This is a genomic window from Emticicia sp. BO119, assembly GCF_013912375.1.
Taxonomy (GTDB): domain Bacteria; phylum Bacteroidota; class Bacteroidia; order Cytophagales; family Spirosomataceae; genus Emticicia.
Genome location: NZ_JACETV010000005.1, coordinates 174,513 through 200,621, shown reverse-complemented (window position 1 = coordinate 200,621; position 26,109 = coordinate 174,513). Strand labels below are relative to the sequence as shown.

Annotated in this window: 25 protein-coding genes; 12 read left to right on the top strand and 13 right to left on the bottom strand. The window is 38.5% G+C overall.

Features of this window, described 5'->3' with window-relative positions; genetic code table 11:
- Positions 1–44: 44 nt before the first annotated feature.
- A complete protein-coding gene (locus tag H1R81_RS17375) occupies positions 45–500 on the bottom strand; it encodes an Lrp/AsnC family transcriptional regulator (RefSeq protein ID WP_181842022.1) in 456 nt (151 codons plus the stop codon).
- Positions 501–793: 293 nt separating this feature from the next.
- Here H1R81_RS17375 and ald point away from each other — a divergent pair, with 293 nt between their 5' ends.
- The gene (ald, locus tag H1R81_RS17370) at positions 794–1,906 is read left to right on the top strand and encodes an alanine dehydrogenase (protein WP_181842021.1); all 1,113 of its coding nucleotides are present in this window, start codon (positions 794–796) and stop codon (positions 1,904–1,906) included.
- Between the two features lie 123 nt (positions 1,907–2,029).
- Complete coding sequence (locus H1R81_RS17365; protein WP_181842020.1) at positions 2,030–2,665, top strand: viroplasmin family protein; 636 nt, start codon at positions 2,030–2,032, stop codon at positions 2,663–2,665.
- A gap of 9 nt (positions 2,666–2,674) precedes the next feature.
- Here H1R81_RS17365 and H1R81_RS17360 read toward each other — a convergent pair whose 3' ends face one another.
- The 5 genes from H1R81_RS17360 to H1R81_RS17340 all read right to left on the bottom strand — a co-directional run bounded on the left by H1R81_RS17360 (position 2,675) and on the right by H1R81_RS17340 (position 7,412).
- On the bottom strand, positions 2,675–3,421 hold the full coding sequence (locus H1R81_RS17360) for an SDR family oxidoreductase (protein WP_181842019.1): 747 nt from the start codon (positions 3,419–3,421) through the stop codon (positions 2,675–2,677).
- Between the two features lie 62 nt (positions 3,422–3,483).
- Entirely contained in the window at positions 3,484–4,059 is a 576-nt protein-coding gene (locus H1R81_RS17355) for a Crp/Fnr family transcriptional regulator (RefSeq protein WP_181842018.1), read from the bottom strand.
- Between the two features lie 63 nt (positions 4,060–4,122).
- Complete coding sequence (locus H1R81_RS17350) at positions 4,123–4,869, bottom strand: SDR family oxidoreductase (protein ID WP_181842017.1); 747 nt, start codon at positions 4,867–4,869, stop codon at positions 4,123–4,125.
- A gap of 161 nt (positions 4,870–5,030) precedes the next feature.
- Positions 5,031–5,948, bottom strand: coding sequence for a PfkB family carbohydrate kinase (locus H1R81_RS17345; RefSeq protein ID WP_181842016.1), 918 nt, complete (start codon positions 5,946–5,948; stop codon positions 5,031–5,033).
- A 279-nt stretch (positions 5,949–6,227) separates the two neighbouring features.
- Entirely contained in the window at positions 6,228–7,412 is a 1,185-nt protein-coding gene (locus H1R81_RS17340; RefSeq protein WP_181842015.1) for a hypothetical protein, read from the bottom strand.
- Between the two features lie 266 nt (positions 7,413–7,678).
- Between H1R81_RS17340 and H1R81_RS17335 the strand changes: the two genes are divergently transcribed.
- From H1R81_RS17335 to H1R81_RS17320, 4 genes are all read left to right on the top strand, one after another.
- On the top strand, positions 7,679–8,269 hold the full coding sequence (locus H1R81_RS17335; protein WP_181842014.1) for a hypothetical protein: 591 nt from the start codon (positions 7,679–7,681) through the stop codon (positions 8,267–8,269).
- A 101-nt stretch (positions 8,270–8,370) separates the two neighbouring features.
- The gene (locus H1R81_RS17330) at positions 8,371–8,640 is read left to right on the top strand and encodes a hypothetical protein (RefSeq protein ID WP_229251155.1); all 270 of its coding nucleotides are present in this window, start codon (positions 8,371–8,373) and stop codon (positions 8,638–8,640) included.
- Between the two features lie 102 nt (positions 8,641–8,742).
- The gene (locus H1R81_RS17325) at positions 8,743–9,489 is read left to right on the top strand and encodes an NIPSNAP family protein (RefSeq protein WP_181842012.1); all 747 of its coding nucleotides are present in this window, start codon (positions 8,743–8,745) and stop codon (positions 9,487–9,489) included.
- A 204-nt stretch (positions 9,490–9,693) separates the two neighbouring features.
- The gene (locus H1R81_RS17320) at positions 9,694–10,272 is read left to right on the top strand and encodes a hypothetical protein (RefSeq protein WP_181842011.1); all 579 of its coding nucleotides are present in this window, start codon (positions 9,694–9,696) and stop codon (positions 10,270–10,272) included.
- A gap of 51 nt (positions 10,273–10,323) precedes the next feature.
- Here H1R81_RS17320 and H1R81_RS17315 read toward each other — a convergent pair whose 3' ends face one another.
- A complete protein-coding gene (locus H1R81_RS17315; protein ID WP_181842010.1) occupies positions 10,324–11,943 on the bottom strand; it encodes a peptidase dimerization domain-containing protein in 1,620 nt (539 codons plus the stop codon).
- Positions 11,944–11,964: 21 nt separating this feature from the next.
- Positions 11,965–13,101 (bottom strand): amidohydrolase family protein, encoded by a 1,137-nt coding sequence (locus H1R81_RS17310; protein ID WP_181842009.1) that lies wholly within the window; start codon positions 13,099–13,101, stop codon positions 11,965–11,967.
- A gap of 928 nt (positions 13,102–14,029) precedes the next feature.
- Between H1R81_RS17310 and H1R81_RS17305 the strand changes: the two genes are divergently transcribed.
- Entirely contained in the window at positions 14,030–14,671 is a 642-nt protein-coding gene (locus H1R81_RS17305; protein WP_181842008.1) for a vancomycin high temperature exclusion protein, read from the top strand.
- Between the two features lie 4 nt (positions 14,672–14,675).
- Here H1R81_RS17305 and ispF read toward each other — a convergent pair whose 3' ends face one another.
- The 3 genes from ispF to H1R81_RS17290 form a co-directional block, all read right to left on the bottom strand.
- Positions 14,676–15,155, bottom strand: coding sequence for a 2-C-methyl-D-erythritol 2,4-cyclodiphosphate synthase (gene ispF / locus H1R81_RS17300; protein WP_181842007.1), 480 nt, complete (start codon positions 15,153–15,155; stop codon positions 14,676–14,678).
- Between the two features lie 229 nt (positions 15,156–15,384).
- The gene (locus H1R81_RS17295; protein ID WP_181842006.1) at positions 15,385–16,014 is read right to left on the bottom strand and encodes a hypothetical protein; all 630 of its coding nucleotides are present in this window, start codon (positions 16,012–16,014) and stop codon (positions 15,385–15,387) included.
- A gap of 13 nt (positions 16,015–16,027) precedes the next feature.
- Complete coding sequence (locus H1R81_RS17290) at positions 16,028–16,633, bottom strand: RNA polymerase sigma factor (protein WP_181842005.1); 606 nt, start codon at positions 16,631–16,633, stop codon at positions 16,028–16,030.
- Positions 16,634–17,250: 617 nt separating this feature from the next.
- Here H1R81_RS17290 and H1R81_RS17285 point away from each other — a divergent pair.
- The 3 genes from H1R81_RS17285 to H1R81_RS17275 all read left to right on the top strand — a co-directional run bounded on the left by H1R81_RS17285 (position 17,251) and on the right by H1R81_RS17275 (position 22,565).
- Positions 17,251–18,396, top strand: coding sequence for a hypothetical protein (locus H1R81_RS17285; RefSeq protein WP_181842004.1), 1,146 nt, complete (start codon positions 17,251–17,253; stop codon positions 18,394–18,396).
- 39 nt (positions 18,397–18,435) lie between these two features.
- Positions 18,436–21,216, top strand: coding sequence for a CHAT domain-containing protein (locus tag H1R81_RS17280; protein ID WP_181842003.1), 2,781 nt, complete (start codon positions 18,436–18,438; stop codon positions 21,214–21,216).
- 113 nt (positions 21,217–21,329) lie between these two features.
- Positions 21,330–22,565 carry a pitrilysin family protein gene (locus tag H1R81_RS17275; RefSeq protein WP_181842002.1) on the top strand — a complete coding sequence of 412 codons (1,236 nt, stop codon included), beginning with the start codon at positions 21,330–21,332 and terminating at the stop codon, positions 22,563–22,565.
- A gap of 86 nt (positions 22,566–22,651) precedes the next feature.
- Here H1R81_RS17275 and H1R81_RS17270 read toward each other — a convergent pair whose 3' ends face one another.
- Positions 22,652–22,978 (bottom strand): iron-sulfur cluster assembly accessory protein, encoded by a 327-nt coding sequence (locus H1R81_RS17270; RefSeq protein WP_116982220.1) that lies wholly within the window; start codon positions 22,976–22,978, stop codon positions 22,652–22,654.
- Between the two features lie 267 nt (positions 22,979–23,245).
- A complete protein-coding gene (locus H1R81_RS17265) occupies positions 23,246–24,778 on the bottom strand; it encodes a glycosyltransferase family 39 protein (protein WP_181842001.1) in 1,533 nt (510 codons plus the stop codon).
- A gap of 226 nt (positions 24,779–25,004) precedes the next feature.
- Here H1R81_RS17265 and H1R81_RS17260 point away from each other — a divergent pair, with 226 nt between their 5' ends.
- Entirely contained in the window at positions 25,005–25,535 is a 531-nt protein-coding gene (locus H1R81_RS17260) for a carboxymuconolactone decarboxylase family protein (RefSeq protein WP_181842000.1), read from the top strand.
- A gap of 62 nt (positions 25,536–25,597) precedes the next feature.
- Positions 25,598–26,101, top strand: coding sequence for a nuclear transport factor 2 family protein (locus H1R81_RS17255; RefSeq protein ID WP_181841999.1), 504 nt, complete (start codon positions 25,598–25,600; stop codon positions 26,099–26,101).
- Positions 26,102–26,109 lie beyond the last annotated feature (8 nt).

Below are 26,109 nucleotides of genomic sequence, written 5' to 3'. Positions count from 1 at the left end.
ATTTTCTTTAGTATATCAAATTCAACAAAAGATGATAACAACATCTAAATCGGCAAAACCGTAGTACTCTTCACCTCTGACATCACAAAAAAACTATGAATCAAGGAGACACTGGGCAGAACTGAAAGTTTTTGCTGATGGAAGAGGTGATAACTCTCCATATCAGGTACGACTATTTTCAACAGATAATCGAAACTACCGGATACGAAATCACAACTGATAACCTCCGGCAGGTCTAAAATCGACTGATTGAAGTCTTCGGAGGTATCATGCGTTTGCTTGATAAGCGTTACCTGACAATACACTGTCAGGTTCTTCCCTAATTTCCTTTTATTCAGAATCGAAACATACTTTTCAATGATACCTTCCTGCTCCATTCGCTTGATGCGGTCATGAACTGGTGTCAGCGAAAGATTAATCCGGTGGGCAATTTCTTTGAATGTAAAATGCGCGTTAACTTGTAAAAGGCGCAAGATTTTTCTGTCAGTTTCGTCTATCATTTTTATACAGTTTAGAGCATTAAGCCGTGAATCCTTATAAATGTGAGAAGTGTAGGCAGAAAAATTTTCTTCCGAACATTAAAAATATTGTATATGAAAGAAATAATTTTTGCAAATATATTGATTCAAACAAACAATTTCTTATTTTCTTAAGGATAGAAAAAATATTTTCTTCATGTATTAATTTTGTTGTGCAATTATACTTCATCAATAAACTATAAACCAATTCAATCGGTAAGTCTACAAATACTTAACTGTATTGAAACGCTTCATCAACAAACCTTTCAGAGAGAATGATTATCGGAGTACCCAAGGAAATCAAAAACAACGAAAATAGAGTGGCCCTTACACCTGCAGGGGTAGCTGAATTCAAAAAATACGGACATACAGTTTACGTACAGTCAACAGCCGGAGAGGGCAGTGGTTTTAAAGACGAAGAATATACCAAAGCAGGTGCGGCTTTGTTGCCAACGATAGAAGAGGTATATGGCATTGCCGAGATGATTGTGAAAGTAAAAGAGCCGATTGCGTCTGAGTACAACCTTATAAAAAAAGACCAGCTATTATTTACTTATTTCCACTTTGCCTCATCAGAGGAACTAACTCATGCCATGATTAAACAAGGTGCGGTGTGTCTGGCTTACGAAACTGTAGAAAAAGCTGACCGTAGCTTGCCTTTATTGGTGCCGATGTCGGAAGTAGCCGGACGTATGGCTATTCAGGAAGGAGCAAAGTATCTGGAGAAACCATTGAAAGGAAAAGGTATTTTGTTGGGTGGAGTACCGGGTGTACCTCCTGCAAAAGTATTAGTATTAGGTGGTGGAATTGTAGGTACGCAAGCCGCTAAAATGGCTGCAGGTTTAGGAGCAAGGGTTGTGATTATGGACGTAAGCCTGCCACGTCTAAGGTATTTGTCGGATATTATGCCTCAAAACGTGGTAACGATAATGTCGAACGAATATAATATCCGTGAGGCTATCACAGAAGCTGATCTGATTGTGGGTGCAGTGTTGATTCCTGGAGCTAAAGCCCCTCACCTCATTACGAGAGATATGCTTAAAACCATGCGTCCTGGTACAGTGGTAGTTGACGTAGCTGTTGACCAGGGTGGTTGTATTGAAACCTGTACACCAACTACGCACGAAAATCCAACGTTTATCATTGACGATGTGGTGCATTATTGCGTTGCCAATATGCCAGGGGCCGTGCCTTATACTTCAACTCTGGCTTTAACTAATGCTACTTTACCGTATGCTATTCAGTTAGCAAATAAAGGCTGGAAAAAAGCCTGTGCCGACAATGAGGAATTGAAAAAAGGCTTGAACGTAGTAGATGGCAAAGTAGTGTATAAAGGGGTAGCAGATGCTTGGAACTTAGCTTTTGAAAGTGTAAACTCTGTTTTGTAACAAACGCGAATTACCAGAATTATAGATAACCTCTTCTTTAAAAGGAAGAGGTTTTTTTGTCACCTATCCTCTAAATCTTTCTCTCCCTTAGGAGACCGCGACTTTTTTTTGCACTTTTGCAGCATGGAAAAGAAACCGAAATTTTATACTGTATGGGAAGGCCGGAAAGCAGGTGTTTACGACTCATGGGATGAATGTAAAAAACAGGTGGAGGGTGTTCCGGGAGCGAAATATAAGTCTTTTGACAGCAAGAAGGAGGCCGAAGCAGCATTGAAAGAAAATTACTGGAAATTTACACAAACCCAAAGTAATACACAAAAGCAGACCAAGATTCCTAAATCTGCTTTTCCGCCGCCTTTGTTAGAGTCAATTGTGGTAGATGCAGCCTGGAACTCGGTAAAAAAAGACATGGAATACCAGGGATTTTATCTGAAAACCAAAGACCGGATTTTTCATAAAGGGCCTTTCCGGAAAGCTACCAACAATATCGGTGAGTTTTTAGCAATTGTACACGCCTTAGCCTATCTGAAAAAGAATAATTCTACCCTGCCAATCTATTCAGACTCCCGAACGGCCATCAGTTGGGTACGCAACAAAAAAGCCAATACTAAACTGGCAGAAGCCGACGGTAACGAAGAGATTTTTAACCTTTTGGAGAGAGCCGAAAAATGGCTGCAAGCCAATACTTATCCCAACAAAGTATTAAAATGGGAAACAGATTATTGGGGTGAGAACCCTGCGGATTTTGGGCGTAAGTAATTAATAGTCTTATTTATCTCCTAATGAATTAATCTTTCTTATCGCAAATCCAGGTGCAATCCTTGATAACCAATAAAGGATTTTCACTCCTCCAATTCTGATTTCGAGACTATTCTTTTTCTCCAGTTCCTTCAATACTTCTGCAACTGCCTTTTCAGCCGGAATTGCAATTTTAGGTGGATTGCCCTTGTGCCAGGGGGTATCAACAACCGGTAATAATACTTCGATGATTTTGATTGGCTGATTTATTAATTGTAATCTGAGCGTTTGAGTAAAAGAGTGCAGAGCTGCTTTGGTAGCATTATAAAAAGGATAAACCGCCCGTGGTGCATAGACCAATCCAGTAGAAATATTGATGATTTGTGCATCAGGATTATTTAATAGTAAAGGCAAAAACAATTTACTCAACCGGATGGGAGCCAAGATATTGGTCTGAAATTCGTTATTCGCTTTTTCTATGGCTTTATCGTCTTTTAAAAATTCGGTGTTGCTTACAATAGCAGCATTGTTGATAAGAATATTACATTCGGGATAATTAGTTTCTACCCACTCAATTAATAGAATACATTCTCTTTCTGACGAAATATCGCAGCGAAATACCTGAACTTCAGGGAGTTGCCTTTTGGCTTCTTCTAACTTTTCTTTCGAGCGACCGCATATTAAAACTGAATTGTTTTTTTCTGCCAGTCTTTTGGCTAATTCAAGCCCCACACCGGAGCTTCCTCCTGTAATGAGTATGGTGTTGTTTGTAAGCATCTTTTTTGTTTGGTTAATGGCACAAAACAAACAGATACTGCAACAAAAAACATTAACTTATGTTAATGCATCAGTTTACTTCTGATTCTGCTTAAAGAAATTGGGGATATGCCTAAATATGAAGCTATCATGTGTTGTTTAATACGGTTTTCGAGTGTTGGAAATTCTTTTTTAAAAATATCGTAGCGTTCCTGAGCTTCGAGTAATAATAAGTCCCGCTCACGGATTTCTTTGATAGAAAATGCCTTTTCTACTATTGCCAGCAAAAACCGATTCCAGCATTCATGCCCTTTTTTAAGGTCGAGCCAATCGGTATAACTGATCTCGTAAACATAACTATCTTCTAAAGCCTCGATAAACATACGGGAAGGCTGTTGGCTAATCATGGCAGAGTAGGCTGAAATAAAATTATTTTCCAGTATAAAGTTCTTGGTAAATTCAGTTCCTTTATAATTGATATATAAGTACCTGAAAAGCCCCTTTTCAACAAAGGCGAATTTTTTAGGTACTTGCCCTTCTCTGATATAATACTCACCTTTAGCGATTCTTACAGGTTTGATTAATTTCAAAACCTTTACTCCCTCAACTTCCGGAAGGTCTATTATACGCTTGATAAATAAGATAAATTGGTTATCCATTTAAATACGTTTTGCTATAATGTACAAGTGTGAATTCATGTTTTACAACAATATTTAAAATATTCACCTCCCACCTGAAACATCTAATGTAGCACCTGTTATATAAGAGGCTTCGTCTGATAATAGCCATAAGATAGCTTTGGCTACTTCATCAGGCTGACCACCACGTTTCATAGGTATAAATTCTTTTACCCGATCTACCCGACCTGGTTCGCCGGCTTTGCTATGAATATCAGTAATAATTGTGCCCGGACGAATCACATTTACCCTGATCTGGTCTTCTGCCACTTCTTTCGATAAACCGACAGTCATCGAATCAATTGCTCCTTTGGTAGCAGCATAATCAATGTATTCAAAGGGTGCGCCTAAACGGGAAGCCATAGACGAGATATTAACAATGCTTCCCCCATTACCCTGAAACCTGACTGACATACGCTTAATAGCCTCTCTGGCACATAGAAAACTGCCTATTACATTTATAGCAAATATTTTTTGCAGACGTTCACCCGACATATCAACTAATTTTTGTTGCGATTCGATGATACCTGCATTATTAACCAAAGCAGTAATACGGCCAATCTGATTATCAATAGAAGTAAACATATCAATCACTTCTGATTCGACTGAAATATCTGCCTGAAAAGCGTAGGCAGATCCCCCTTCATCGTTGATTTTTTCTACTATCCGATTAGCGGCAATATGATTTTGATGATAGTTGATACAAACGCTGTACCCTTCCTTAGCTGCTAATTGGGCAGTTACGGCGCCAATTCCGTCGCTGCCACCTGTAATTAAAATTATTTTGTTCATGTGGTTTGTTGATGGTTATTATAGATAGCAAAATAATAAAATCAGCGGATTGATGGTAGAATTATATGGGGAAATGTAATTGTATTTTTAATTGAAATCTCTATAAAACAGAAATCAGGTCGTAAAGACCTGATTTCTGAATAAATAATATGTTAATTATCTCATTGAAGATTGAAACTTGCCAGTTTTTTAAATTCATTGATACGGTCATTGATCTCCTCTGTCGTAAGATTCTGAATTCTTTCTGAACCAAATTTTTCTACACAAAAAGAAGCCATTGCCGAGCCATATATTATGGCACGTTTCATGTTTTCAAAACTTAAATCATCAGTTTGTGCCAGATATGCAATAAAACCACCAGCAAAAGTATCCCCTGCTCCGGTTGGATCAAATACCTCTTCTAAAGGCAGCGCGGGGCAGAAGAAAATGTTATCATCCTGAAACAACAGTGCTCCATGTTCGCCTTTCTTGATAATTAGGGTTTTCGGACCCATAGCCATAATAGTCTTAGCCGCTCTGCGGAGTGAGTAGTCGCCCGAAAGCATACGTGCTTCTTCATCATTGATGGTTAAACAATCTACTTGCTTCAGTAATTCTTTCAAATCACCGTTTGCAATATTGATCCATAGGTTCATGGTGTCTACCATTACAAACTTAGGTCTGTTATGTAATCGGGTTAATACAAGCATCTGGATTTCAGGTGAGGTATTGCCCAACATCAGATATTGACAGCCCTGATACGATTCCGGGATTTTAGGATCAAACTCACCCATCACATTTAATTGTGTTTCCAGACTATCGCGCGAATTCATATCATTATGATAGAGGCCCGACCAGAAAAATGTTTTCCCACCCTGTACAATTTCCAGTCCTTCTGTATTTACTCCATGAGATTCAAGCACATCAATCATGCCCTGCGGGAAATCCTCCCCCACTACGGCTACAAGGTTATTTTCTTTAACAAAATAAGAGGCCGTAAGGGTAATAAAAGTAGCGGCTCCGCCAATAATTTTATCTGTTTTTCCGAAAGGTGTTTCAATTTTATCGAATGCCACCGAACCAACTGTGAGTAAAGACATAAATGCTGAGTCCCAATATAGTAATGGGTAATTTGTTGTTTAGAATGAAAAATATGAAACTGCTACTGTTTTGAAGCAAAAACGGTGCAAAATTAATAAAAATGTTGATTAAAATGGCCTGAGTTCTGATTTACATGATTTAATGATTTTATATGATAACAGTTTCTTATTTTACTTCATCATTTAATTCAGTTTAATTGAAGTATGGTAAATTAAGATTAAGGGATTCGTTATACAAAAATCAGCTAAATCATAGTTCAGACAAAATGATTCGCTCAATCAAATAACAGGATGTCTCTTAAACACCTTTGTGCGGTCAAATAAATAACGATAAGTAATATAAGTTTTGAATTTCTTTGCGCCTAATAGTTGCGTTACCTTGAGCATTTTGGGGTTAAAATCAGCAATCCAGTTCAATTCTATGGTTTTATATTGGTAGTTGGGTCGCCAGCAAGCCCTTGAAAACGCCAATGTAATAGCCGATTCTATACCTCGTCCCTGATACTCTGGAATTACCCCAAAAATAACACCCCGGGCTTTATGATTGGTTTTCATGAATGTATGATACAACCATTTTAGTTTACCAATCCAATTCAGCCTGCCATTCAGATATTTGATAATCTGATTCAGTTCAGGAATCATGATTGAAAACGCAATGGGTTCGTTACGATGATACCCAAACCACATCAGTTCTTCTTCCAGTATAGGTTTCATCATCTGCATAATGGCTTCGGCACGCTCAGCAGTCATTTCACCTGCTGCCATATTTTTAGCCCAGGCTTTGTTGTAGATAGTACGAAAATCCTGCGCAAATTTCGACAAATATTTCTTATCAATATGCCGGAAATCATAGCCAGGGGAATTATAAATCCGATCAGCAATTTCAAAAAGAGCAGGGCGTACTACCTTTCGGGCTTCTTTTTCTTCAAGAGGCAGCAAAAAAGTATATTGCTGAAAATAATCTTGAAAACCGTAGTCTTCAAAGAATTTTCGGTAATAAGCATGATGGTATAACATTGACCACGTAGGCTCAGCGTCGTACGGCTCCACCAATAATCCCCACCAGTTATCGCGTTCACCAAAATTTATGGGGCCATCCATCGCTTCCATTCCTTTGGTTTTTAGCCACGTTTTGCATTGGTCAAACATGGCAAAGGCTACTTTTTGGTCATTGATACACTCAAAAAAGCCCATGCCGCCAGTGGGTTGATCGTTGCTGTGAATTACGGTATTCGGATTAACAAACGCAGCAACCCGGGCAATGGTACGCCCATTTTCGTCAATTGCCAGCCATCTGATACAATTATCTTTTTTCAGAAGGGGGTTCTTTTCAGGGTCGAAAATCTTCTCAATATCATTATCAAGGGGGCGAATCCAATAGGGATTTCCCCTGTAAAGTCTTACCGGAAATACTAAAAATTCTTTCTGAAGTTTCCGGTTATTACCAACTTCAACAATCTGCATAGTGGGTCTTTCATATCTTTTATTGATACAAAGTTAATGCAATATTATAGATACGATTAAAACAAAAAATAAATTCGTTGGGGTAATTTTTCCCTGCCGTTTAATAAATTTTTTGTTAGGGTTCATCTTTTTAATACAACTAATCGTATGTAAAAAAAGTCATTTAGTCAGCTTTAAGAAATTATTAATTAATTGCAAAGCACCTTTTTTTAGAAATTTGCGTCTAAATATTAACAAGTATAGTTATTTAATTTAAAAAGTAAAGAATGAAAAGACACGTATTAATTAGTTTTGTTACCTTAGTTTTGCTGGGCTTTAGCCATCACTCATTCGCACAAAAAGTAACGTTAGAAAGTTTGTTAGAGAAGGCTATAAAGCTCTCAGAAAGTGGAGAAACCACAGAATTAGCATCAGTGATGAAATCAGGAAGTTTTGCATTGGAAGGTGAAGCCAACACGAGAGGAAATGATTTTAAAGAAAAGTTGTTAGGGCAGGCAGGAGCATTGAAAAATCTTATCCCATTGGCTACTGCTGGTACATTAAAAACAGAGATTTTAAGTAAAGTGATTAATTCTATACGGTTGTTGGTTGGAGCAAATCAGATTAATAATTTGTTAAGTGAAGGAAAAGAAGGATTGATAGGTAATGCTGAGGCACTCACTGAGAGTATTAGCTTATTGCAATCCGGTAAAGCGGTTTTAGAATCTAAACAAAAAGAAAAGTTAGGTGATTTTTTAGAGGCAGTTTCAGAACCGGTAAAGAAATTAGATGATGAAGACGGGAGTGCTAAAGTTGCGGCATCTGCTATTAAAAAAACTTTAGGGAGAATCGTTGATCTGGTAAAGGAAGCTACTTGAATCAAGATTAAGCTATAGAGTAAAAGTCACCCTTATTGATTATTATGGGTGGCTTTTTTTATGAAAAAACTGGTATATTGCATAAAAAAACTGTAATTAACATGAAAATCCGTTGTCCTAAATGCTCATGGGAGCCTGATGGAGGCGAATACTGGCAATGCCATTGTGGCCATATCTGGAATACCTTTGAATCTATTGGGCGGTGTCCTTCCTGCCACTTTCAACATGAATACACACAGTGCGTACCTCACGCCGGAGGATGTGATAAGAGCTCACCTCATCTCGATTGGTACGAAGGGCTTGATAAAATTATAGAAGAATTAGTTGAAGAAGTATTGGCAGAACAGGACGTATATCAGTTGAGAAAGTAAAGGATTCATCTATAATTGGACGAATGAGAGTAAAAATATAGCATGTAAATGAATGGATTATCTATGTAATGAAATACCTTTGTAGTCTAATCAACCTCATCTATGAAAACATTATTCTCCCTGTTTATGGCTCTACTAATCAGCCAGATTGCCTTTGCAAAAAATACTGATACGCGTTATTATGAAATGCGTATCTACTATTGCCATCCGGGTAAATTACCCGATTTATTAACCCGTTTCCGTAACCATACTACTAAGATTTTCGAGCGTCATGGTATGACTAACGTAGGGTACTGGGTACCTGTTGATAATAAAGATAATGCTCTTTATTATGTATTGTCTTACCCAAGTAAAGAGGCCAGAGATGTTTCATGGAAAGCTTTTGGTGCAGATCCTGAATGGAAAACAGTAGCTGCAGAATCGGAGAAAAACGGCAAAATTGTAGCTAAAGTAACATCAATATTTATGAATACAACCGATTTCTCTCCGGCGGTGAAAGAACAAAAGAAAAATCCGGAAAGAGTTTTCGAATTAAGAACTTATACAGCTGCACCTGATAAGCTAAACGATTTATTAGCACGTTTCAGAAACCATACTCTGAAACTTTTCAAAAAACATGGTATGACGAACGTGGTTTACTGGACAACCATTGAGAAAGATGGTTCTCAGCCTAAATTGGTGTATATTCTGGCCCATAAAAGTGAAGAAGCAGGTAAGGCTTCCTTTGATGCATTCAGAAAAGATATGAAATGGGTAAAAGCCCGCGATGAGTCGGAGAAAAATGGTAAGCTAACGGAAAAGGTAGAGTCAATGTATATGACTCCTACTGATTTCTCTACCATTAAGTAGATTTTATAAAGTAGCAAGACTTCTGTTAAAAAGTGTGCATGATTTACTATTGCACACTTTTTTGTTTTATGAGATACATCCAGAAGGGTTTGCACTCAATGTTTTGTGATAAAAGGTCCGTTTCCGGTTTTAACAGAATGCTAAAAGGGTATTACGAACGTTTATGTATTGGTGAAAATCTACTTAATTAAATCAGCAAAAACAATGAAGCATACCTCTACCCGATTAACGTTCTTGCTTCTGGTAAGCATTGCCTGCCTTAACTGTTACTCGCAGAATAGCACCATAACTTTTCATACTAATAAGGAAATCAGTGCTGAGAACTCTAAAAACCCCTTTCGAAAATTTATTGGTGAATGGACCCTAAAGGATAATAACTGGTCTCAGAACTGGGGTGGGAAAGATGAGTATATAAAAATTCTGAATCATCATACGGTTTGTACGGCTATTAATACAGATAATAGCCTGATTGCTGTTATTGATGGTGCACTGCCACACGGCCATATTTTCTGGTCATATAATCCGGTAAAAAAAGAGGTAGATCATCTATCAAGTTTCGGAACAGCCAGAGCGGGGGTAGGTAAAGGAACTATTAATGAAAACGGAGACGTCTTCCTGAAAATAGCTTTTGCCGACGAAGCCGCAGGAACCTACAGGAGATATTCTTACATATGGATTTCGGAAAATGAATACGAATTAAAATCTGTGCAATATGGCGCAAATGACAAACCAACCGGATTTTTTTATGGAGGAGTGTTTGTGAGGATTGAGAATAAGAAATAAAAAGATTGTCGAATGCCGATTAAAAAAAAACGGCATTCGACAAGTAAAACATTATTTCTTCGCTTCTTCTCTAACAGTCGGATATTTAATACCCAATTGCTCCAGATACGTTTTGTATTTGGTTGGGTCATAATAATATTTGCTCATTTCAGGGCGGAATTTCTCCATGATTTCCTTATTTAACTGGATAGCCGGTTTATCATCTTTAGAAATCAGAGGTGTATATTTAATTTCTTTCGTTTGCTCTTTATTATAATACTCCCAGGCTTTCTGAATGATTTCTGGCTTGAAGAGCATATCGAGGACCGTTAATGCCTCTACTTTTGCTCCGGCCGTGCAGCCTTTGTGTGCAATTGGTGTGGCCATTGTAATAGCGTTGGCCCAATGGTGCCCGGGCATACCAGGCATATTGGAAGGATAGCGCAGAACCACAGTAGGTAAAGACCATGAAATATCAGCAATATCGTCAGACCCTCCCTGACGGATAATGTTTGGAGAATAAACCGGCTCAGCCATTGTATCTAATTTAACAGCTAAACCCTCTGCTTTGGGAGCTTGCAATTCTTTCTGGCTGGCTTTGGCTAAGAGCTGATCTTCTTCTGACCATTGCGGCAATCCTATGCGCCTGATATTATAAAACATGGTTTCGGCTATAGGTTTGTTAAAATGTCCGGGCCAGGCACTGCCTAATATTTCGTAGGTAAACCTGGTGTCAGTCATAATAGAAGCCCCCTGTGCCATTTTCAAACCATTCTCAAATAGATTCCTGATTTTCGGGTAAGTGCGCTCACGGAAATAATACCATACTGTGGCTTTTGAAGGCACCACATTTGGTTGGTCGCCACCGTCTGAAATTACGTAATGAGAGCGTTGAGTAGTTTCTAAATGTTCACGCTTATAGTTCCAGGCAATGTTCATCAACTCCACAGCATCTAAGGCACTTCTGCCACGCCAGGGTGCCCCAGCGGCATGAGCGGCTGCTCCCTCAAAGTGAAATTTTACTGATACTAATCCTGTGTTTCCGGCGTCTCCCCACGAAACCCCGAGGTTATCGCCAACATGGGTAAAAATACAGGCATCAACCTCTTTAAAATAGCCATCACGCACATAGATGGCTTTGGCTCCTACCTGCTCTTCGGCAATACCCGGCCATAGCATAAGCGTGCCTGATATTTTTTCACGTTCCATAATCTCTTTCAGTGCAAGCATAGCTGTGATATTTAATGCCTGCCCTGAATTGTGGCCTTCGCCATGTCCGGGTGCTCCATCTACAATCGGATCTTTGTAGGCAACACCTGGTTTTTGAGAAGCTTTCGGAATACAGTCAACATCAGAACCAATGGCGATTACAGGTTTACCCGAACCCCAACGGGCTATCCAGGCGGTGGGCATTCCGGCTACACCTCTTTCAATAGTAAACCCGTTTTTTTCTAATAGATTGGTAAGGTACTTGGTGGTTTCAAATTCCTGAAAACCTAATTCACCGAAACTGAAAATCTGGTCGTTGACCTCCTGCGTAAACTTCTGGCGGTCGTCAATTTTTTTGATGACTTCTTGTTTCAGCAATTCAAGTTTGTCGGGTGGGGGAGCAGTTTCTTTTTTCTTTTTCTGAGAAAAAGCGATGCCACTGCTCAAAAGGAATGTAAGAGCGAAGATGAAGTGTTTCTTCATGTTACTATGTTTAGTTTAGGTTTACTTTGGAAACTGGCTCTTGTCGAGACCCGGTACAATTTTCAGGGCGTTCTTGTAATACACTTTCTTCAACACTTCGTCTGGAAGTCCCAAACCATACATCCGCCAATAAGCATGATACTTTTTGTGGTAGGGGAAATATTCATCTTCTGATTCTAATACACGGAAATAGGTCTGATATTCATCTGGTACCCATGAGTCTTTGCCAAACAGAATTCTGTCCTGACGTTTTTCGAAAAATTTCCTGGCTGTACGTGGCTGACGACCTATCTCGGCAATAACTGCTCCGATTTCGGCATACATATTCGGGAATTCATCCATCAGGCTATCTAATTTTGCCAGATTGTTGGGATACCAACCCATGTGAGCGTTGATAAAAATCGTTTTAGGGTTTTTTCTGAAAACATTGTGTTGTTGTTCAATTAGTTGCTCCCAACTATATTCTTTCGATGCATCACGTTTACGGCCCGGATGTGTTTTCAACTCCAGCCAACGCTCGTTCTGAGCATTTAATGGATCCCAGAAAGAAGAGGGGTCTGCGGTATGAATCAACACCGGAATCCCCAGTTCTCCTGCTTTTTTCCAGACAGGGTCGATGCGCGGGTCATCAACAGGCACTAATTTACCATTGTCTTTTACACTAAACCCTAAACTTTTATAAATTTTCAATCCCTTTGCACCACGAAGTTTTACATCGTCTTCCAGTGTTTTTACAGCTTTGGCTGTCCAGTCAGGTTCATTGATTTTAGAAAAATCAATATTGGTAAAAACAGCGAAACGAGTAGGATAGTAGTTTTTCACACTTTCGATCTGCTTTACTAAGCCTGCGGTACTTCTGGCTTCATCCTGATTAAAACCCCGCCCACTTAAATTTACCATAAGACCCATATTCATTTTATCCATTTCTGTAATAAGCTTATTGAGGTCTTCTTTGCTGTTCATCTCCCATTGATGGTTATGAATGTCAATAAATGGGAATTTGGCGCGTGTAATCACCTTTCCGGGCACAACAAGGGTTGATTTTGGCTCGTATTCTTCAAAGGTGACGGCTCCGGCGTTGTCGCCGATTTTTATTTGTTGAGCGTGTAATTGGCCGGCAGTGAATAAAATAGCGATGGCTAATGTAAACTTTTTCATTAATTATCTCAGGGAGTTTATAAATGTTTTATGCAATATAATGAAAAAGATAAAATTCTGACAGAAGAATGGAATCTTTCAAGACAAGACGCTGTAAATTGATGGGAAAGTTCAATAAAAACTTTCCAACCTATTAGTTTTATAGACTATTAATCAAAATATAAACTTGTTTAACTTTTTTATTTAATTACCAGAAAAGGTTCCCACCATATTGGTAACCTTTTTAAGTTTATTGGTAACCTTTTTGGCCCCTTTTTATAGGTGGTACTTTTACATACTCCTTGTGTAAAAAGGTATTCATCTTATGGACTACCTTTTCTGATACCGATTGAATAACTGGTATGTAGTCAGTTATAACTCTGCCACTTACATTTGTCATATTCTTTTCCTAAGCCAGAATTTTACTATTATTTGGATTTTAATCTATAGCGGCGCGTTTCCTAAATTTCTGTCTTTATATCAGATTTTCAAAGGGTTTCGGGTGATTTTGTATAGAATCGTACTGTTAAGGACAGGAATGTAGTAACTGAACTTGTTTGAAAATTTTTGCTGGATATAATCCGAACATCGTTGTCTACAGTCAAAAGAAATAATTCTGAACACATATATTAATAGATCTGATACTATTGATTGCTTGTTTTTTGTCAAATCAATGGGGGTGTGTTTGCGACATTGAATCCGAACCAGCGGTTTCAACAACTAAGGTATTTTTGTTTAAGTATGTCATTTCTTTTCATTTTTTAGCCCGGCAAAGGTACTACGCGAGAAGAATTGCTTGTACTGTGGAAAAACCATAATTATTGTGGAGAAAAGTCTGATTTTTTGATCTATTTCATGAAATATATTCTAATTGACATCTTGGATATACTTTATATTAGCAATATTCTTATTTTTACAGGCTTATTTAATGGTGTATTATTTGGAAATTATGAAAAAGAAAAAACTTATTATATGGTCTATACTGGCATTGTTTATTTTATCAATAGCAACAATTTTTGTTTGCGATGCAATTATTAAAGATAATGCCAGAGGAAAGATTTATTCAAATATTGACGATATTCCGTATAGAAAGGTAGGATTGCTTTTAGGCACAGCCAAATATACCAAAAGGCGAGGTTTTGATAACCCTTATTTTACTAATAGAATAAAGGCAGCTACAGATTTAATGAAGGCAGGTAAAATAAAATACCTGATTATCAGTGGCGATAATGGGCGACCAGAATATAACGAGCCCGAAATGATGCGTGAGGACTTAATAAAGAATGGTATTGACTCTACCCATCTTTATTTAGATTATGCGGGATTCAGAACCTTTGATTCGATGGTGCGGCTGAAAGAAGTTTTCGGGCAGGATTCAGTCACGGTTATCTCACAGTTATTCCACAATGAACGTGCCCTTTATCTGGCTTCTAAGGAGGGAATCGTAGCCAATGGCTTTAATGCCAAAGACAGACCGGGCGGAGAAGGCTTTTATCTGAGAGAAAAACTGGCCAGAGTAAAAGTATTTGTTGATTATCTGATTGCTACCAAACCCAGGTTTTTGGGTAAGAAAATAGTATTGCCTGACTGATACATTAATTTTTATAAATCAATGCAATGGCGTGAGCCTCCAGACCTTCTTTTCTACCCACAAAGCCCATTTCTTCGGTAGTTGTAGCTTTGATAGAGATACAGTTTTCTGGCAATTTGGTTACTTCGGCAATGGCCTTGATCATGTCTGGAATATACTTACCGATTTTAGGTTCCTGCAGGCAAACGGTTGAATCTATATTGCCGATTTTATACCCTTCTTTTTCGAGCATTTCTACTACAATCTTCAACAGGATTTTGCTATCGATGCCTTTCCAGCGAGGGTCTGTGTTTTTGAAATGTTTGCCAATGTCGCCCATGGCAGCGGCACCAAGAAGTGCATCACACATTGCGTGCAAGAGTACATCGGCATCCGAATGACCCACTGAACCTACTGTGTGAGGAATTCTGACACCTCCCAGCCACAAATCATAACCCTCGCCTAATTGGTGTACATCATACCCTTGCCCGACTTTGATATTCATGGTTAGCCCGTTGTTTTACCTTTAATTATTAAATGTGGGGTAAAACTACATAATTTTAGTGAGAATAAGGAATTGCAGTTTATAAGAATCCAAAACAGTTCAGCCGTGGGATATAAGCAGGGGACAGGCTCCTATCGTATATACTTACCGTAAGCAGGGTTTAAAAGTAGCAGTTTTGGTTATTGCTTTTGAGTGGAAACAAAATTATAATAAAAACTTATGAGTACTGTCAGAATATTTTTCCCCAGAAAATCTGCCAGTGAATCTTGGTGATTTCCCAGGTAGAAAAAGGTCTGCCTGTATCTTCCCATTTTACTTCATCAAATATTTTTTCAGCTTTTTTTGCCTCTCCGGTTTCAAGATAAGCCACCACGAGCATCCATTTAGCTTCATTCTGATAGTTTTTACTTACATTTTCGTCGGCTTTCAGGCGTTCTAAAATCTTAATGGCCTCTGTCGGGTTTTCACCTTCTTCAACCAGACGAGTGGCTTTTTCGTAATCATTGGCTCGTATTTGAGTTTCCGAGCTTAGAGCAATGCCATCGCCCCGATAGTTGAATTTCTTAGGTGAAAATGTAATTGAGGTTGACAGGAGGAAAAGTACTATGGCCGCTGCTGCACTAAACGAGCCTAATACATAGGTTAATCCTCTTTTGGGTTTATGAATATATATACGAGCGTTAGCCACATTGGCACGTACTTTGGCGCGCAATACAGCTTCTCTTACACGTTTAAGGTCTTCTACTTGTTGTTGTAGATATAGGTCATTTTTAAGTTGTCTTTCAAATTCCAGTTTAGTGTTTTCTGGCATTAGTCCCGCCACATAGTCTTCAATCTGATTTTGCAGAATATCATCCATAGTGTTATGTAATTTATTGATGATTAGAGGTGATCAAATCCATTATTTTTTTGAGGCATTTACTTTTGGCATTTCTTACAGTCTGGTCGTTTTCAAAAGTGCCATTGGCAATGAGTTTTTGTGATATTTCCTGCATTGATAAGCCTTCTATGAGTCTCATATCCAGAATTTGCCTACAATTTTTCCCTAATTTATTAACCAAGCTGATATAATGTTCCCAATTTTCTTTTTCTATGAGCATATCGCTTACATCGTCTTCCAGTTTATCCCATTCTGCCATATAGCGATTCTGACGCTCCTCTCGAGAAGCCTCTTGTGAAATATATCTAAACCATAAGTTTTTACAAATACTTTTCAGGTAAGTTTCTAATGTGGCATCCTTGAGGGTAAAAGTACCTTTTTTTACATTCACAACAAATGCTTCAATAGACTCCCAAATAATATCCTCTGGTTGTTTGGCGTAATCTCTCCCTGTGCTTCGATGGATAATGAACCTTTCCAAAGAAACATGAAATTTCTTATACAAAGCTACTAACGCCTCATGTTCTTTACGTCCACCTGCCAGAATCCCCTCTACAATCGATTCATCTGACGGATGTTTGGATAGGCCAAGGATCATATTACGGTTATTAATATCAATAGCCCCCTCTTATGTAACCTTTTTAAAGATTTTTTTTTAAAAGGGGATTTTTAGTAAGGAAATCACTCAAGGGTAATCTAAAATTATTGCTTTTTAACGGATTAAATATGAATCAATTATCATGCAAAAATTATGCAAAACAACCCACTATTTCGGTAACAAAAAAAAAAAATAAAAAAAAAGAAAAATCAAGGTTACAAAACCTATGCTGGTTGATATTAATGGACAGAGTTTGTTGCTAACTAAATCTACACAAAGACGATATTTTTCTTTTTTTTTGAAAGCCATGATAACCAAATAAAAAAAAATATCTGCTTTGTGGTTACAAAAGACTACCTGGAAGATATTAATACACACAATTTTAACTCTATAGCCATAAAACAAACCCCTCACCCAAAATTTTACTAGGGTTAGGGTTAATTAGCTCAAGATTCCCCCTCATTTTTGAATAAAAAATAGGGGGATATTGACTTTGTTCAAAGTTATATGTAAAAAAAATGTCAACAAAGTTTTTCTTGCAACAAAAATTGGAGATATTTGTTAGGTTACGTAAATTTTTGCCAAAGTCTATACTATACTTAATCAATGACGTTGTAATGAAAAATATTTTCCTTCCTTTACTCTTACTATTGATTTTAACAACTGGCGCTTTCTCACAGTCAACAACCATAACAGCCGGCCAGACTGCAAACATTCAACTGCCTGTACTGAAAAATGAAGAATTAACCTCAATCGCTTCTCCGAAGGTAGGGATGATGGTATTTGACCAGACCTTTAATGTGGTCAGAGTTTTTAATGGCACTACGTGGACTTGCATCGGCTGTAGCGAGCAAGTATATTCGAGTGTTCAGTTAGCAACTGTTGAATCTTTTACGCTTGGTAGCTCAAAGGTTGGTATCAATACTGTCTATACAGCCAATAATATTGGTGCTTTTAAGATAAGCGATAACGGTATTGGTAATGTAAAACCTGTTCTGAGCAATAGCGGTACCCAGCCTAATGGGTTTTTGATGGATAATCAGGATGTGATTGTGTTTGAAAGCACGCTTCCGTGGCAATTGCAGATTCTTTCACAATACGATTTATTGAATATTATTAACAGGTGTCAATGGGTAAATCCTTATACGTATAGCCAGCCCGTTGATGTGGTTACCAATGCAGATACTACTAATCTTGTTTATACCGTAAGAGAAGCAGGTAGCTTTGAGCGAAGAGAAGGCAGTATTTTTGGTATGAGAGCCTATAAGTTCAGGAATAAGGTGTTTACTGAAAAATATTCTCCTTTTATAACCTTTTTTGATAAGTTAATTACAGCTAATACCTCTGTTAATTTATACACAAAAATGGGTATAAGTCCACAGGCGTATAATATCATCAGTAATTCGCCCTGGTTTGCAATAAACGATGGGGTCCTGACTTTTCCGAGAGGTGAAAATAAGCCTCAGAGTAATTATGGAATTATTTATTTCATAGCTAAGTCTAATACACTTCCGAGTTTTCGCATGAGAATTTTCACACATCGCCCGAGCAGAACAAGTATTGAACGATACTTTGATGCCAACGGAAATATCCGTAACCGCTCCGACTATCTGAATAACTATTATTATGATACCATGAATACTGATATGCCTGCTGCGTTGAATTTCTCAACAACGACTCCTAAATTAAGGTTAGCAGGGGATCCGCCACCAAGAAAAGAAGTACCACCACCAACTGCCGGTACTGAAGATGGCTTCTATTAAGGATTTAAGGGTATTTAGTCATAAAGCTAATGTTTTAATATGAGAAAAAGTCTTCTTATATCTGTTTTTGCTGTATGCGTGTTGAATGTGTGGGCGCAGTCGAAAGGCACAGCATCGCAGGTTCAACGGGTAATTGATGAGGTGTATATGAAGCTGAACAACCAGACGATTACTCCTGAACAAGCCTTATTGAGGTATAAAAGTCTTCAGAAACAGCTTCTGATTCAGAAAGATTACGAAAATTACTTCAAACTATTCCTGATCTCGGCAGTAGATGTCTACGTTCCAAACGAAGATTATGATCATGCAGCAAAAGTTCTCGAAGAGGGTTTAGCAGCACTAAAATATGTTGACGGTGAGCTAAAGGATTTGTATTTCTTTAAACTGAACGCAGAGGTATCGGAGTATTATCGACGAATGCCTAGCAAGCTCAATTTAGCTGAAAAGCATTTCAAAAAAGGCTATGATTTTTTGTTACAGCACAAAAGCCTTCAGAAAAAATTACCTGCATTTATTATTACTTTTTTGAGTAATTATGGGCGCCTGATTGATGACCTGGGCGATACTGAACAAAGCTTTTATTATTTCCAGCAAGCCAGACAAATTGCCAAGCAAGAGAAAGTTACGTTGAATCAGTATGCGGTTTTGAGCAATATGGCTAAGTATTACAGAGAAAAGAAGCAATATGAAAATGCTTTGGGTTTACTGAAAGAAGCATTGCCATTGGCTGAAAGTGATGATAGAACGGCCATTATTTATTTGTCTATTGGCCGTTGTTATAATCAGATGAAACAGCCTGCTGATGCAATAAAAGCACTTGCAGAGGCAGAAAAGTACTACCGGAAACCAAAAGAGCAACAACCCCGGCTTTGGATAAATATTCAGACAAACAGGGCTGAATCATACATGCAGTTAAATAACCTGGCAAAGGCTGAAAGCACCTACAAAAGTGCATTGAAAGATTTTGTGAGTGCTTTCCATCATTTTCAAGGAATTCAGGTGGCTAAAATTGAAAATGGGTTAAGTGAGATTTATGAGAAAAAAGGTAATTTTAAAGAGGCTCTCATCCATAGCCAGAAAGCTATGATTGCGGCCGATACCTCTTATACACAATTAAATGTACATTCTAACCCTACTTTTGAGGCTGTAAATGCACCGCAGGAGTTATTTATTGCTTTGAATCAGAAAGCAGATTTATTGTCAGGGTCAGATCCGGGCTTATCGGCTGATACTTATATTACAGCTATTAAATTTGCTACACATCTACGCAAAACTTTTGATATGCCTGAATCAAAGCTGTTTTACAGCGAAAAGGTGTATCCTGTCTACGAAAAGGCGTTATCTAAAATATTTGAGCAGTGGAAAGCCACGCAATCGCAAACCTGGGCAGAGAAGTTTTTTTATACGTTAGAGGCCAGTAAATCGGCTACTTTATGGGATGCAGTAAAAGAGCAGAAGATACGCCCCAAAGTATTAGACGAAAACTTGTTAGATCAGGAGGCTACTTTGCGCCAAAGGATTGTTAAGCTACAAATCAGACTGCTGGAAGCTGGCAATGAAAAGACACTTTCTGATTTATCAGATGCCAAGATACAACTGAGCCACCTGACTAAAAAGATTGAACAGGAATCAAAAAATTATTATAAACTCAAGTATGATAATTATCTGATTTCTCTGAAAGAAACGCAGCAGAAAATCGATAAAAAATCGGCTTTTATCAGTTATTTCTTAGGCGAAAATGTTTTGTATTATCTGATTGTCGATAAAGAGTCTTATAATATTGTCAAGAAAGAGAGGGCTTCGGATATACACAATCTTGTACTTGAGCTATATGCTAAAGTAAATACACCACCCAGTATTGATGCTTATAAGGGCCACGATCTGGCCAAAAGAACCTATAATGTTTTATTGGCACCGATTGAAGGGATGTTAAAGAAATCAGAAAAGCTGATTATTGCCCGCCATGATATTTTAGGTTTCTTACCATATGAGATTCTGGAGAAAAAAGGAGAATCTGATTATCTCTTGTTTGATTACACGATTTCTTATGCAAACTCTGCCTCCTTGCATTTCGATTATAATATTTCAAAGCCGCAAAGTGATATAATTGCCTATGCGCCATTTAGTAATGGCAAACAGTCAGGTATTTTCAGAGATAAGGGCTTTAAAACCTTACCTGCGTCTATCAATGAAATGGGGGAAATTAATGGTCAGATTTTTCAGGATAGTAAAGCGACAAAACTGAATTTTCAGGAAACCTACCGCAACAAAGGCATTATTCATTTTGCTACCCACGCGCAGGTAAATGATGCCGAACCTTTGAAATCGTTTATTGCTTTATACCCCGAAGGAAAAGATTTTAAGTTATACACGCCAGAGTTATATAATTTGTCTTTGGAGAATACACAGTTGGTAGTATTGAGTGCCTGTGAAACTGGTAAAGGGCAAATAAGAAAAGGCGAAGGCATTATCAGCCTTGCGAGAGCCTTTCAGTTCGCAGGCTGCCCGTCTGTTATTACCACACTCTGGAACGCACACGACGAAAGCATTGCCAAATTATCGGAGAAATTTTACTATTATCTGAAAAAAGGCTATCCTACTGACGAAGCCATCCGCTTATCGAAAATAGATTTGATTCAGACCGAATCAGACCATCCTTTCTATTGGTCAAACTTTGTACTGATTGGTAAATCTTCGGTCATTCCGATATCATCTTTCAATATCATTTATCTCTGGTTGGGATTGTTTTCGGTGCTAATGGTATGTATGTATCTGTTCAGAGCCAAAATTGCCACTTTTTTCTCTAATCTTTCGAGATAAAATTATCACTTACATTTTTGGACTTCCCATCGAAACCTTACATTTGTGATTGGTGTTATATCAGAATATGCTTAATCGTGCGTTAAGGATAGACTAAAACAAATCACAACCTGATGATTAGCTACGAGCATTTTACGTTACAAAATGGCCTGGAGGTTTATGTGCATGAAGACCATACAACGCCCATGGCGGCAGTGAATATATTATACAATGTAGGTTCGAGAGACGAAGACGAAAAGAAAACGGGCTTTGCTCATCTTTTTGAACACCTGATGTTCGGGGGCTCAAAAAATATTCCTTCTTATGATGAACCCCTCCAGAAAGTAGGCGGCGAAAACAATGCCTTTACCTCGCCGGATATTACCAATTATTATATTACGCTTCCAGCCAAAAATATCGAAACGGCATTCTGGCTTGAATCTGACCGGATGATGAGCCTTTCTTTTGATGATAAAGTGCTGGAAGTACAGCGAAAAGTGGTAATTGAGGAGTTTAAACAACGTTATCTGAACCAGCCCTATGGCGATGTATGGTTGAAACTCCGTCCGTTGGTCTATGATAAACACCCGTATCAGTGGGCAACTATCGGCAAGGAGATCAGCCATATTGAAGAAGCTACGATGGATGATGTAAAGGGGTTTTTCTTTAAATATTATCTGCCTAATAATGCCATACTGGTAGTGGCGGGCGATGTAACCGTTGCACAAGTAAAATATTTGTGCGAGAAATGGTTTGAGCCGATTCCGGCAGGAGAAAAATATGTGCGAAATCTGCCACAGGAAACTATACAGACTGAAGCTAAATTTATGGAGACTTCAGCGAAAGTGCCATTGAATGGTATTTACAAAGCTTATCATATGCCGGGGCGTTTTGACCCTGAATTTTATAATGCCGATTTACTGAGCGATTTGCTGGGCAGAGGGAAATCTTCAAGGCTCTATACGAGGCTGGTAAAAGAGAAGCAGTTGTTTAATAATATTTCGGCCTATATTACTGCCTCGCTTGACCCGGGCTTGCTGATGGTACAGGGGAATCTGAATGAAGGTGTGGCTCTGGAAGAAGCTGATGCTGCTATTGAAGAGATTATTGCTGAACTGGTGAATGACAAAGTAGAAGAAACAGAACTGCAAAAGGTGAAAAATCAGAGCGAATCTACTTTGGCCTTTGCAGAAGTTGAATTGCTGAACAGAGCGATGAACCTGGCCTTTGCCGCTAATGCCGGCAATGCCGAATGGTGTAATCAGGATGCAGAAAAGATTGCTGCCGTAACGCCCGAATCGTTACAGATAATGGCAAAACATATCTTAAGAAAAGAGAATAGCTCAACGATGTATTATCGGGCTAATTGATGGTCTTTTGTAGCGCACAAGACCTGAAAATAAAAGAGCCACGCTTTATTAACGAAGCGTGGCTCTTTACATTTATTTTAAGAATATCAGACTGCAAAACTTTCTCCGCAACCGCAGGTACGGGTAGCATTCGGATTTTTGAACTGAAATCCTTTTCCGTTCAGGCCATCCGAAAAGTCTAATTCAGTACCAATCAGGTACAGAAGGCTTTTCTTATCTACAAATACCTTGATTCCGTTATCTTCAAAAATATGGTCGTTTGGCCGGGTTTCAAAGTCAAATTTCAAATCATACATCAAGCCCGAGCAACCACCACCTTCTACAGCTACGCGTACACCATGCTCACCTGTTAAGCCATCTTTTTCTCTTAATTCAATGATTTTATTTTTTGCTATTTCTGTTACTGTAACCATGACCTTTAATTATATTATTTGTATGCTGATATAAAAACGACTTTCTGCTATGAAAAGTTTCTTAAAAAGTCAATTATGTAAATGGGTCGTATAATTTTGCAGTTTTTTTGAGTGAATGAGTGATTGAGCGATTGATTAAATTTATTTTCTTATCTCAATCATTTGTTTTCATTTCCTTTGATTCTATAGAAATCGTTTTAATCAGTCTAATAGCATTTGACATTAAATAATCGCTCAATTGCTCATGCACTAAATCACTCAATTCCCTTAAAACGGACTTTCTAACCCTGCTACACGCTTGTACCAGAACTCACTGAAATTAGTTCGGGGATTACGACAAAGATATACCTGTGTGCCATATTCGCGTGCTAACGGGTCGCTGATTTTACCTGCTAACTGTACATCAGCAAATAGCTTATGGATATCGTCGCCCAGTTCGTCATTTATATAAATGAAAGTATCGGTTGTGGCAGGGATTTTACGTGGTGCCCAGTAATAATAGTTATCCGAAAAGCTGACGGGTTCGGGCAAACCATATTTTTTGCCTAAAATATTGATAGCTGAGGCTTGCCCGTAGTTTTCGGCATAAATCAAAACATGGCTTTTATCAGGCACCTGATTATAAGCTGTAGCCGTGATTCTGGCTAATTCTTCCCAACCTATCATATCGGCATAGTCCTGAGGTAGAGAATGAATTTTACCGTCTTCGTGGCGTAGCATCCCGTCCATTCCATATTTTTCTGAGAAGTTTTTGAAATGGGCGGCTAATTTTTCAGGCTTATATACTGGTACACCAATCGGAAGTAAAAAGATAGATAAGGTGAGTAGAACACCCATTAATGCCACTCTGAAATACCATTGTTTCAGAAGATCTTCCCACCAGACAGCCCCTGCTGCCAAAGATAGAGGAAACACCCCGGCTGTGTAATATCCTTTACCTTTAACTATAAATAAAACCGTGATTATGAGTAGGATAGTAATGCCTAAAAGTGAGTATTTGCTCAGTTTCTGAGCGAACAATAAGGCAAGCACTCCGGCGCAGGTGATTAGCATATAGCTACCAGGCATGAGTAGCTGTTCTTTCAGAAAATTAATCCGGCTCAGATAGACCAACTGGTATTTATTTAGTGCATTAAAATGCCTGACACCCGAAAGCCCGTGGCTTAATTGCCAGATTATATTAGGCGAGGCAATAATGATACAAAGCCCAGTGGCAAACCAGAAAGATTTTTGCGCAAGCACTTTACGCTCGGAACTTAACAGGAAGGCAATCACCAACGACCCTAATTGCAATACCACCAGATGCTTGTTAAGTATGGCAAAGCCTGCGGCAATGCCTAAATAGAGCAGATAATTGTTGTTTCGGGTATTCAGAAAGCGGATTGTAAAAAAGAATAGTAGTGTCCAGAAGAAAATATCGAAACCTACCGGTTGATACAGATAAAAAGGACGGACAAAAACAGGTGCTATAAAAATGCCCGATGCTGCCAACAATTGAGCAAACCATTTGCCACCCAATTCTTCGGTTATTTTTGCTGTAAGCCAGACCATTACACCCCCAATTATGGCAGGTAGAATTTTAATAGCAAACGCTGAAAATCCGATGGTTTTCATTAATAAAAACGCCAGTATGCCTATCATGGGCGGAACAGAAGCATAGCCACCGGCCGGGTGCGTGCCTAAAGAGAAATAGAGCAGCTCGTCGCGGTGGGGTTCAAGCATATCATAAAAATACAAATGAAAGGCTATTTTGAGCAGAGCCAATGAGAGTATCAGCCATTTAAGGTGCTTAACTTGCATAGTGGAGGTTTTGAATCGTACCTGTGAAAATACAATATTATACTGTCAGAAGGAAATGTACAGGAAAGTTTATGATGAATGGTTCTTTTAGTGATTGAAAGTAAGGCTTTTGCTCTGTCAGAGAAAATCGTCCATCTCATTGCGGAAATCATCCATTTTAAAGCAATGAGGGCCGCTATACCTTTGCATCATCAAAACGAACTATTAATTTAAATCAAAGAAAAAGATGAAAACTTTCGCAGTACCAACCAGAGAAGAAGTAACCACAACCAATCAGGAAATTTTTGATAACCTTAAAAAATCATTAGGCTTTGTTCCGAATCTATATGCAACAATGGCGTATTCAACCAATGGACTTGCCAAGTTTCTTGCTTATCAGAATGCCAAAACATCGTTGAGTAACAGAGAAAAAGAGGCCGTTAATCTGATAGTAAGTCAGGTTAATGAATGTATCTACTGTTTGAGCGCGCATACCACAATAGGTAAAATGAATGGCTTTACTGATGAACAGATCTTAGATTTGAGAAGAGGAAAAAGCGAAAATCCAAAACTGAATGCGCTTGTGAAACTGGCAGCCGATATTACCAGAAGCAAAGGAAAGGCAAATGAAGAACTGGTAAGTGGGTTCTATGAACAAGGTTATACCAATGAGAATCTGATAGATTTGATTTTGCTCATATCAGATAAAACAGCAATGAATTATACCCATAATCTGACTCAGATACCTGTTGATTTTCCGGTTGCTCCGGCTTTATGATAAGATATATGACAGGCTGATGAGGCGAGTCTTTATTGGCCTGCTATTAAACAAATACTACAATGGAAACAGAAAAAAGATACCCGCTGCCACCATTTACTTTAGAAACGGCTACCCGGAAAGTGCAGATGGCGGAAGATGCCTGGAATACCAGAGACCCTGAAAAAGTGTCGTTGGCTTATACGATTGATACAGAATGGCGCAACCGCACAGATTTTATTAATGGGAGAGAAGAAGTAAAGACGTTTCTGAAAAAGAAATGGGAGAGGGAACTGGATTATACGTTGAAGAAAGAATTGTGGGGATTCAGGGAAAACCGCATGGCTGTGAGGTTTGAATATGAATGGCACGACCACAACGGACAATGGTATAGAAGTTATGGCAACGAATTGTGGGAATTTGACGAAAACGGGCTAATGGCCAGACGTTTTGCCAGTATAAATGATTTGCCAATTGAAGAGGCTGAGAGGAAGTTCAGAGAAAAAGCAGAAGAAGATGCTATCGTTTTACCGGATGAATGTGGAGATACACTTTGGGAGGCTGTGCTGGCACAGGAAAATCTATAAACTGATTG

Coding starts and splice junctions, on each gene's coding strand:
- H1R81_RS17320 (WP_181842011.1), top strand. CDS start 9,694: ATGAAGCATACCTCTACCCGATTAACGTTCTTGCTTCTGGTAAGCATT.
- H1R81_RS17335 (WP_181842014.1), top strand. CDS start 7,679: ATGAAAAGACACGTATTAATTAGTTTTGTTACCTTAGTTTTGCTGGGC.
- H1R81_RS17260 (WP_181842000.1), top strand. CDS start 25,005: ATGAAAACTTTCGCAGTACCAACCAGAGAAGAAGTAACCACAACCAAT.
- H1R81_RS17255 (WP_181841999.1), top strand. CDS start 25,598: ATGGAAACAGAAAAAAGATACCCGCTGCCACCATTTACTTTAGAAACG.
- H1R81_RS17310 (WP_181842009.1), bottom strand. CDS start 13,101: ATGAAAAAGTTTACATTAGCCATCGCTATTTTATTCACTGCCGGCCAA.
- H1R81_RS17280 (WP_181842003.1), top strand. CDS start 18,436: ATGAGAAAAAGTCTTCTTATATCTGTTTTTGCTGTATGCGTGTTGAAT.
- H1R81_RS17265 (WP_181842001.1), bottom strand. CDS start 24,778: ATGCAAGTTAAGCACCTTAAATGGCTGATACTCTCATTGGCTCTGCTC.
- H1R81_RS17330 (WP_229251155.1), top strand. CDS start 8,371: ATGAAAATCCGTTGTCCTAAATGCTCATGGGAGCCTGATGGAGGCGAA.
- H1R81_RS17315 (WP_181842010.1), bottom strand. CDS start 11,943: ATGAAGAAACACTTCATCTTCGCTCTTACATTCCTTTTGAGCAGTGGC.
- H1R81_RS17345 (WP_181842016.1), bottom strand. CDS start 5,948: ATGTCTTTACTCACAGTTGGTTCGGTGGCATTCGATAAAATTGAAACA.
- H1R81_RS17275 (WP_181842002.1), top strand. CDS start 21,330: ATGATTAGCTACGAGCATTTTACGTTACAAAATGGCCTGGAGGTTTAT.
- H1R81_RS17350 (WP_181842017.1), bottom strand. CDS start 4,869: ATGAACAAAATAATTTTAATTACAGGTGGCAGCGACGGAATTGGCGCC.
- H1R81_RS17355 (WP_181842018.1), bottom strand. CDS start 4,059: ATGGATAACCAATTTATCTTATTTATCAAGCGTATAATAGACCTTCCG.
- H1R81_RS17295 (WP_181842006.1), bottom strand. CDS start 16,014: ATGGATGATATTCTGCAAAATCAGATTGAAGACTATGTGGCGGGACTA.
- H1R81_RS17340 (WP_181842015.1), bottom strand. CDS start 7,412: ATGCAGATTGTTGAAGTTGGTAATAACCGGAAACTTCAGAAAGAATTT.
- H1R81_RS17365 (WP_181842020.1), top strand. CDS start 2,030: ATGGAAAAGAAACCGAAATTTTATACTGTATGGGAAGGCCGGAAAGCA.
- ald (WP_181842021.1), top strand. CDS start 794: ATGATTATCGGAGTACCCAAGGAAATCAAAAACAACGAAAATAGAGTG.
- H1R81_RS17270 (WP_116982220.1), bottom strand. CDS start 22,978: ATGGTTACAGTAACAGAAATAGCAAAAAATAAAATCATTGAATTAAGA.
- H1R81_RS17325 (WP_181842012.1), top strand. CDS start 8,743: ATGAAAACATTATTCTCCCTGTTTATGGCTCTACTAATCAGCCAGATT.
- ispF (WP_181842007.1), bottom strand. CDS start 15,155: ATGAATATCAAAGTCGGGCAAGGGTATGATGTACACCAATTAGGCGAG.
- H1R81_RS17290 (WP_181842005.1), bottom strand. CDS start 16,633: ATGATCCTTGGCCTATCCAAACATCCGTCAGATGAATCGATTGTAGAG.
- H1R81_RS17305 (WP_181842008.1), top strand. CDS start 14,030: ATGAAAAAGAAAAAACTTATTATATGGTCTATACTGGCATTGTTTATT.
- H1R81_RS17375 (WP_181842022.1), bottom strand. CDS start 500: ATGATAGACGAAACTGACAGAAAAATCTTGCGCCTTTTACAAGTTAAC.
- H1R81_RS17360 (WP_181842019.1), bottom strand. CDS start 3,421: ATGCTTACAAACAACACCATACTCATTACAGGAGGAAGCTCCGGTGTG.
- H1R81_RS17285 (WP_181842004.1), top strand. CDS start 17,251: ATGAAAAATATTTTCCTTCCTTTACTCTTACTATTGATTTTAACAACT.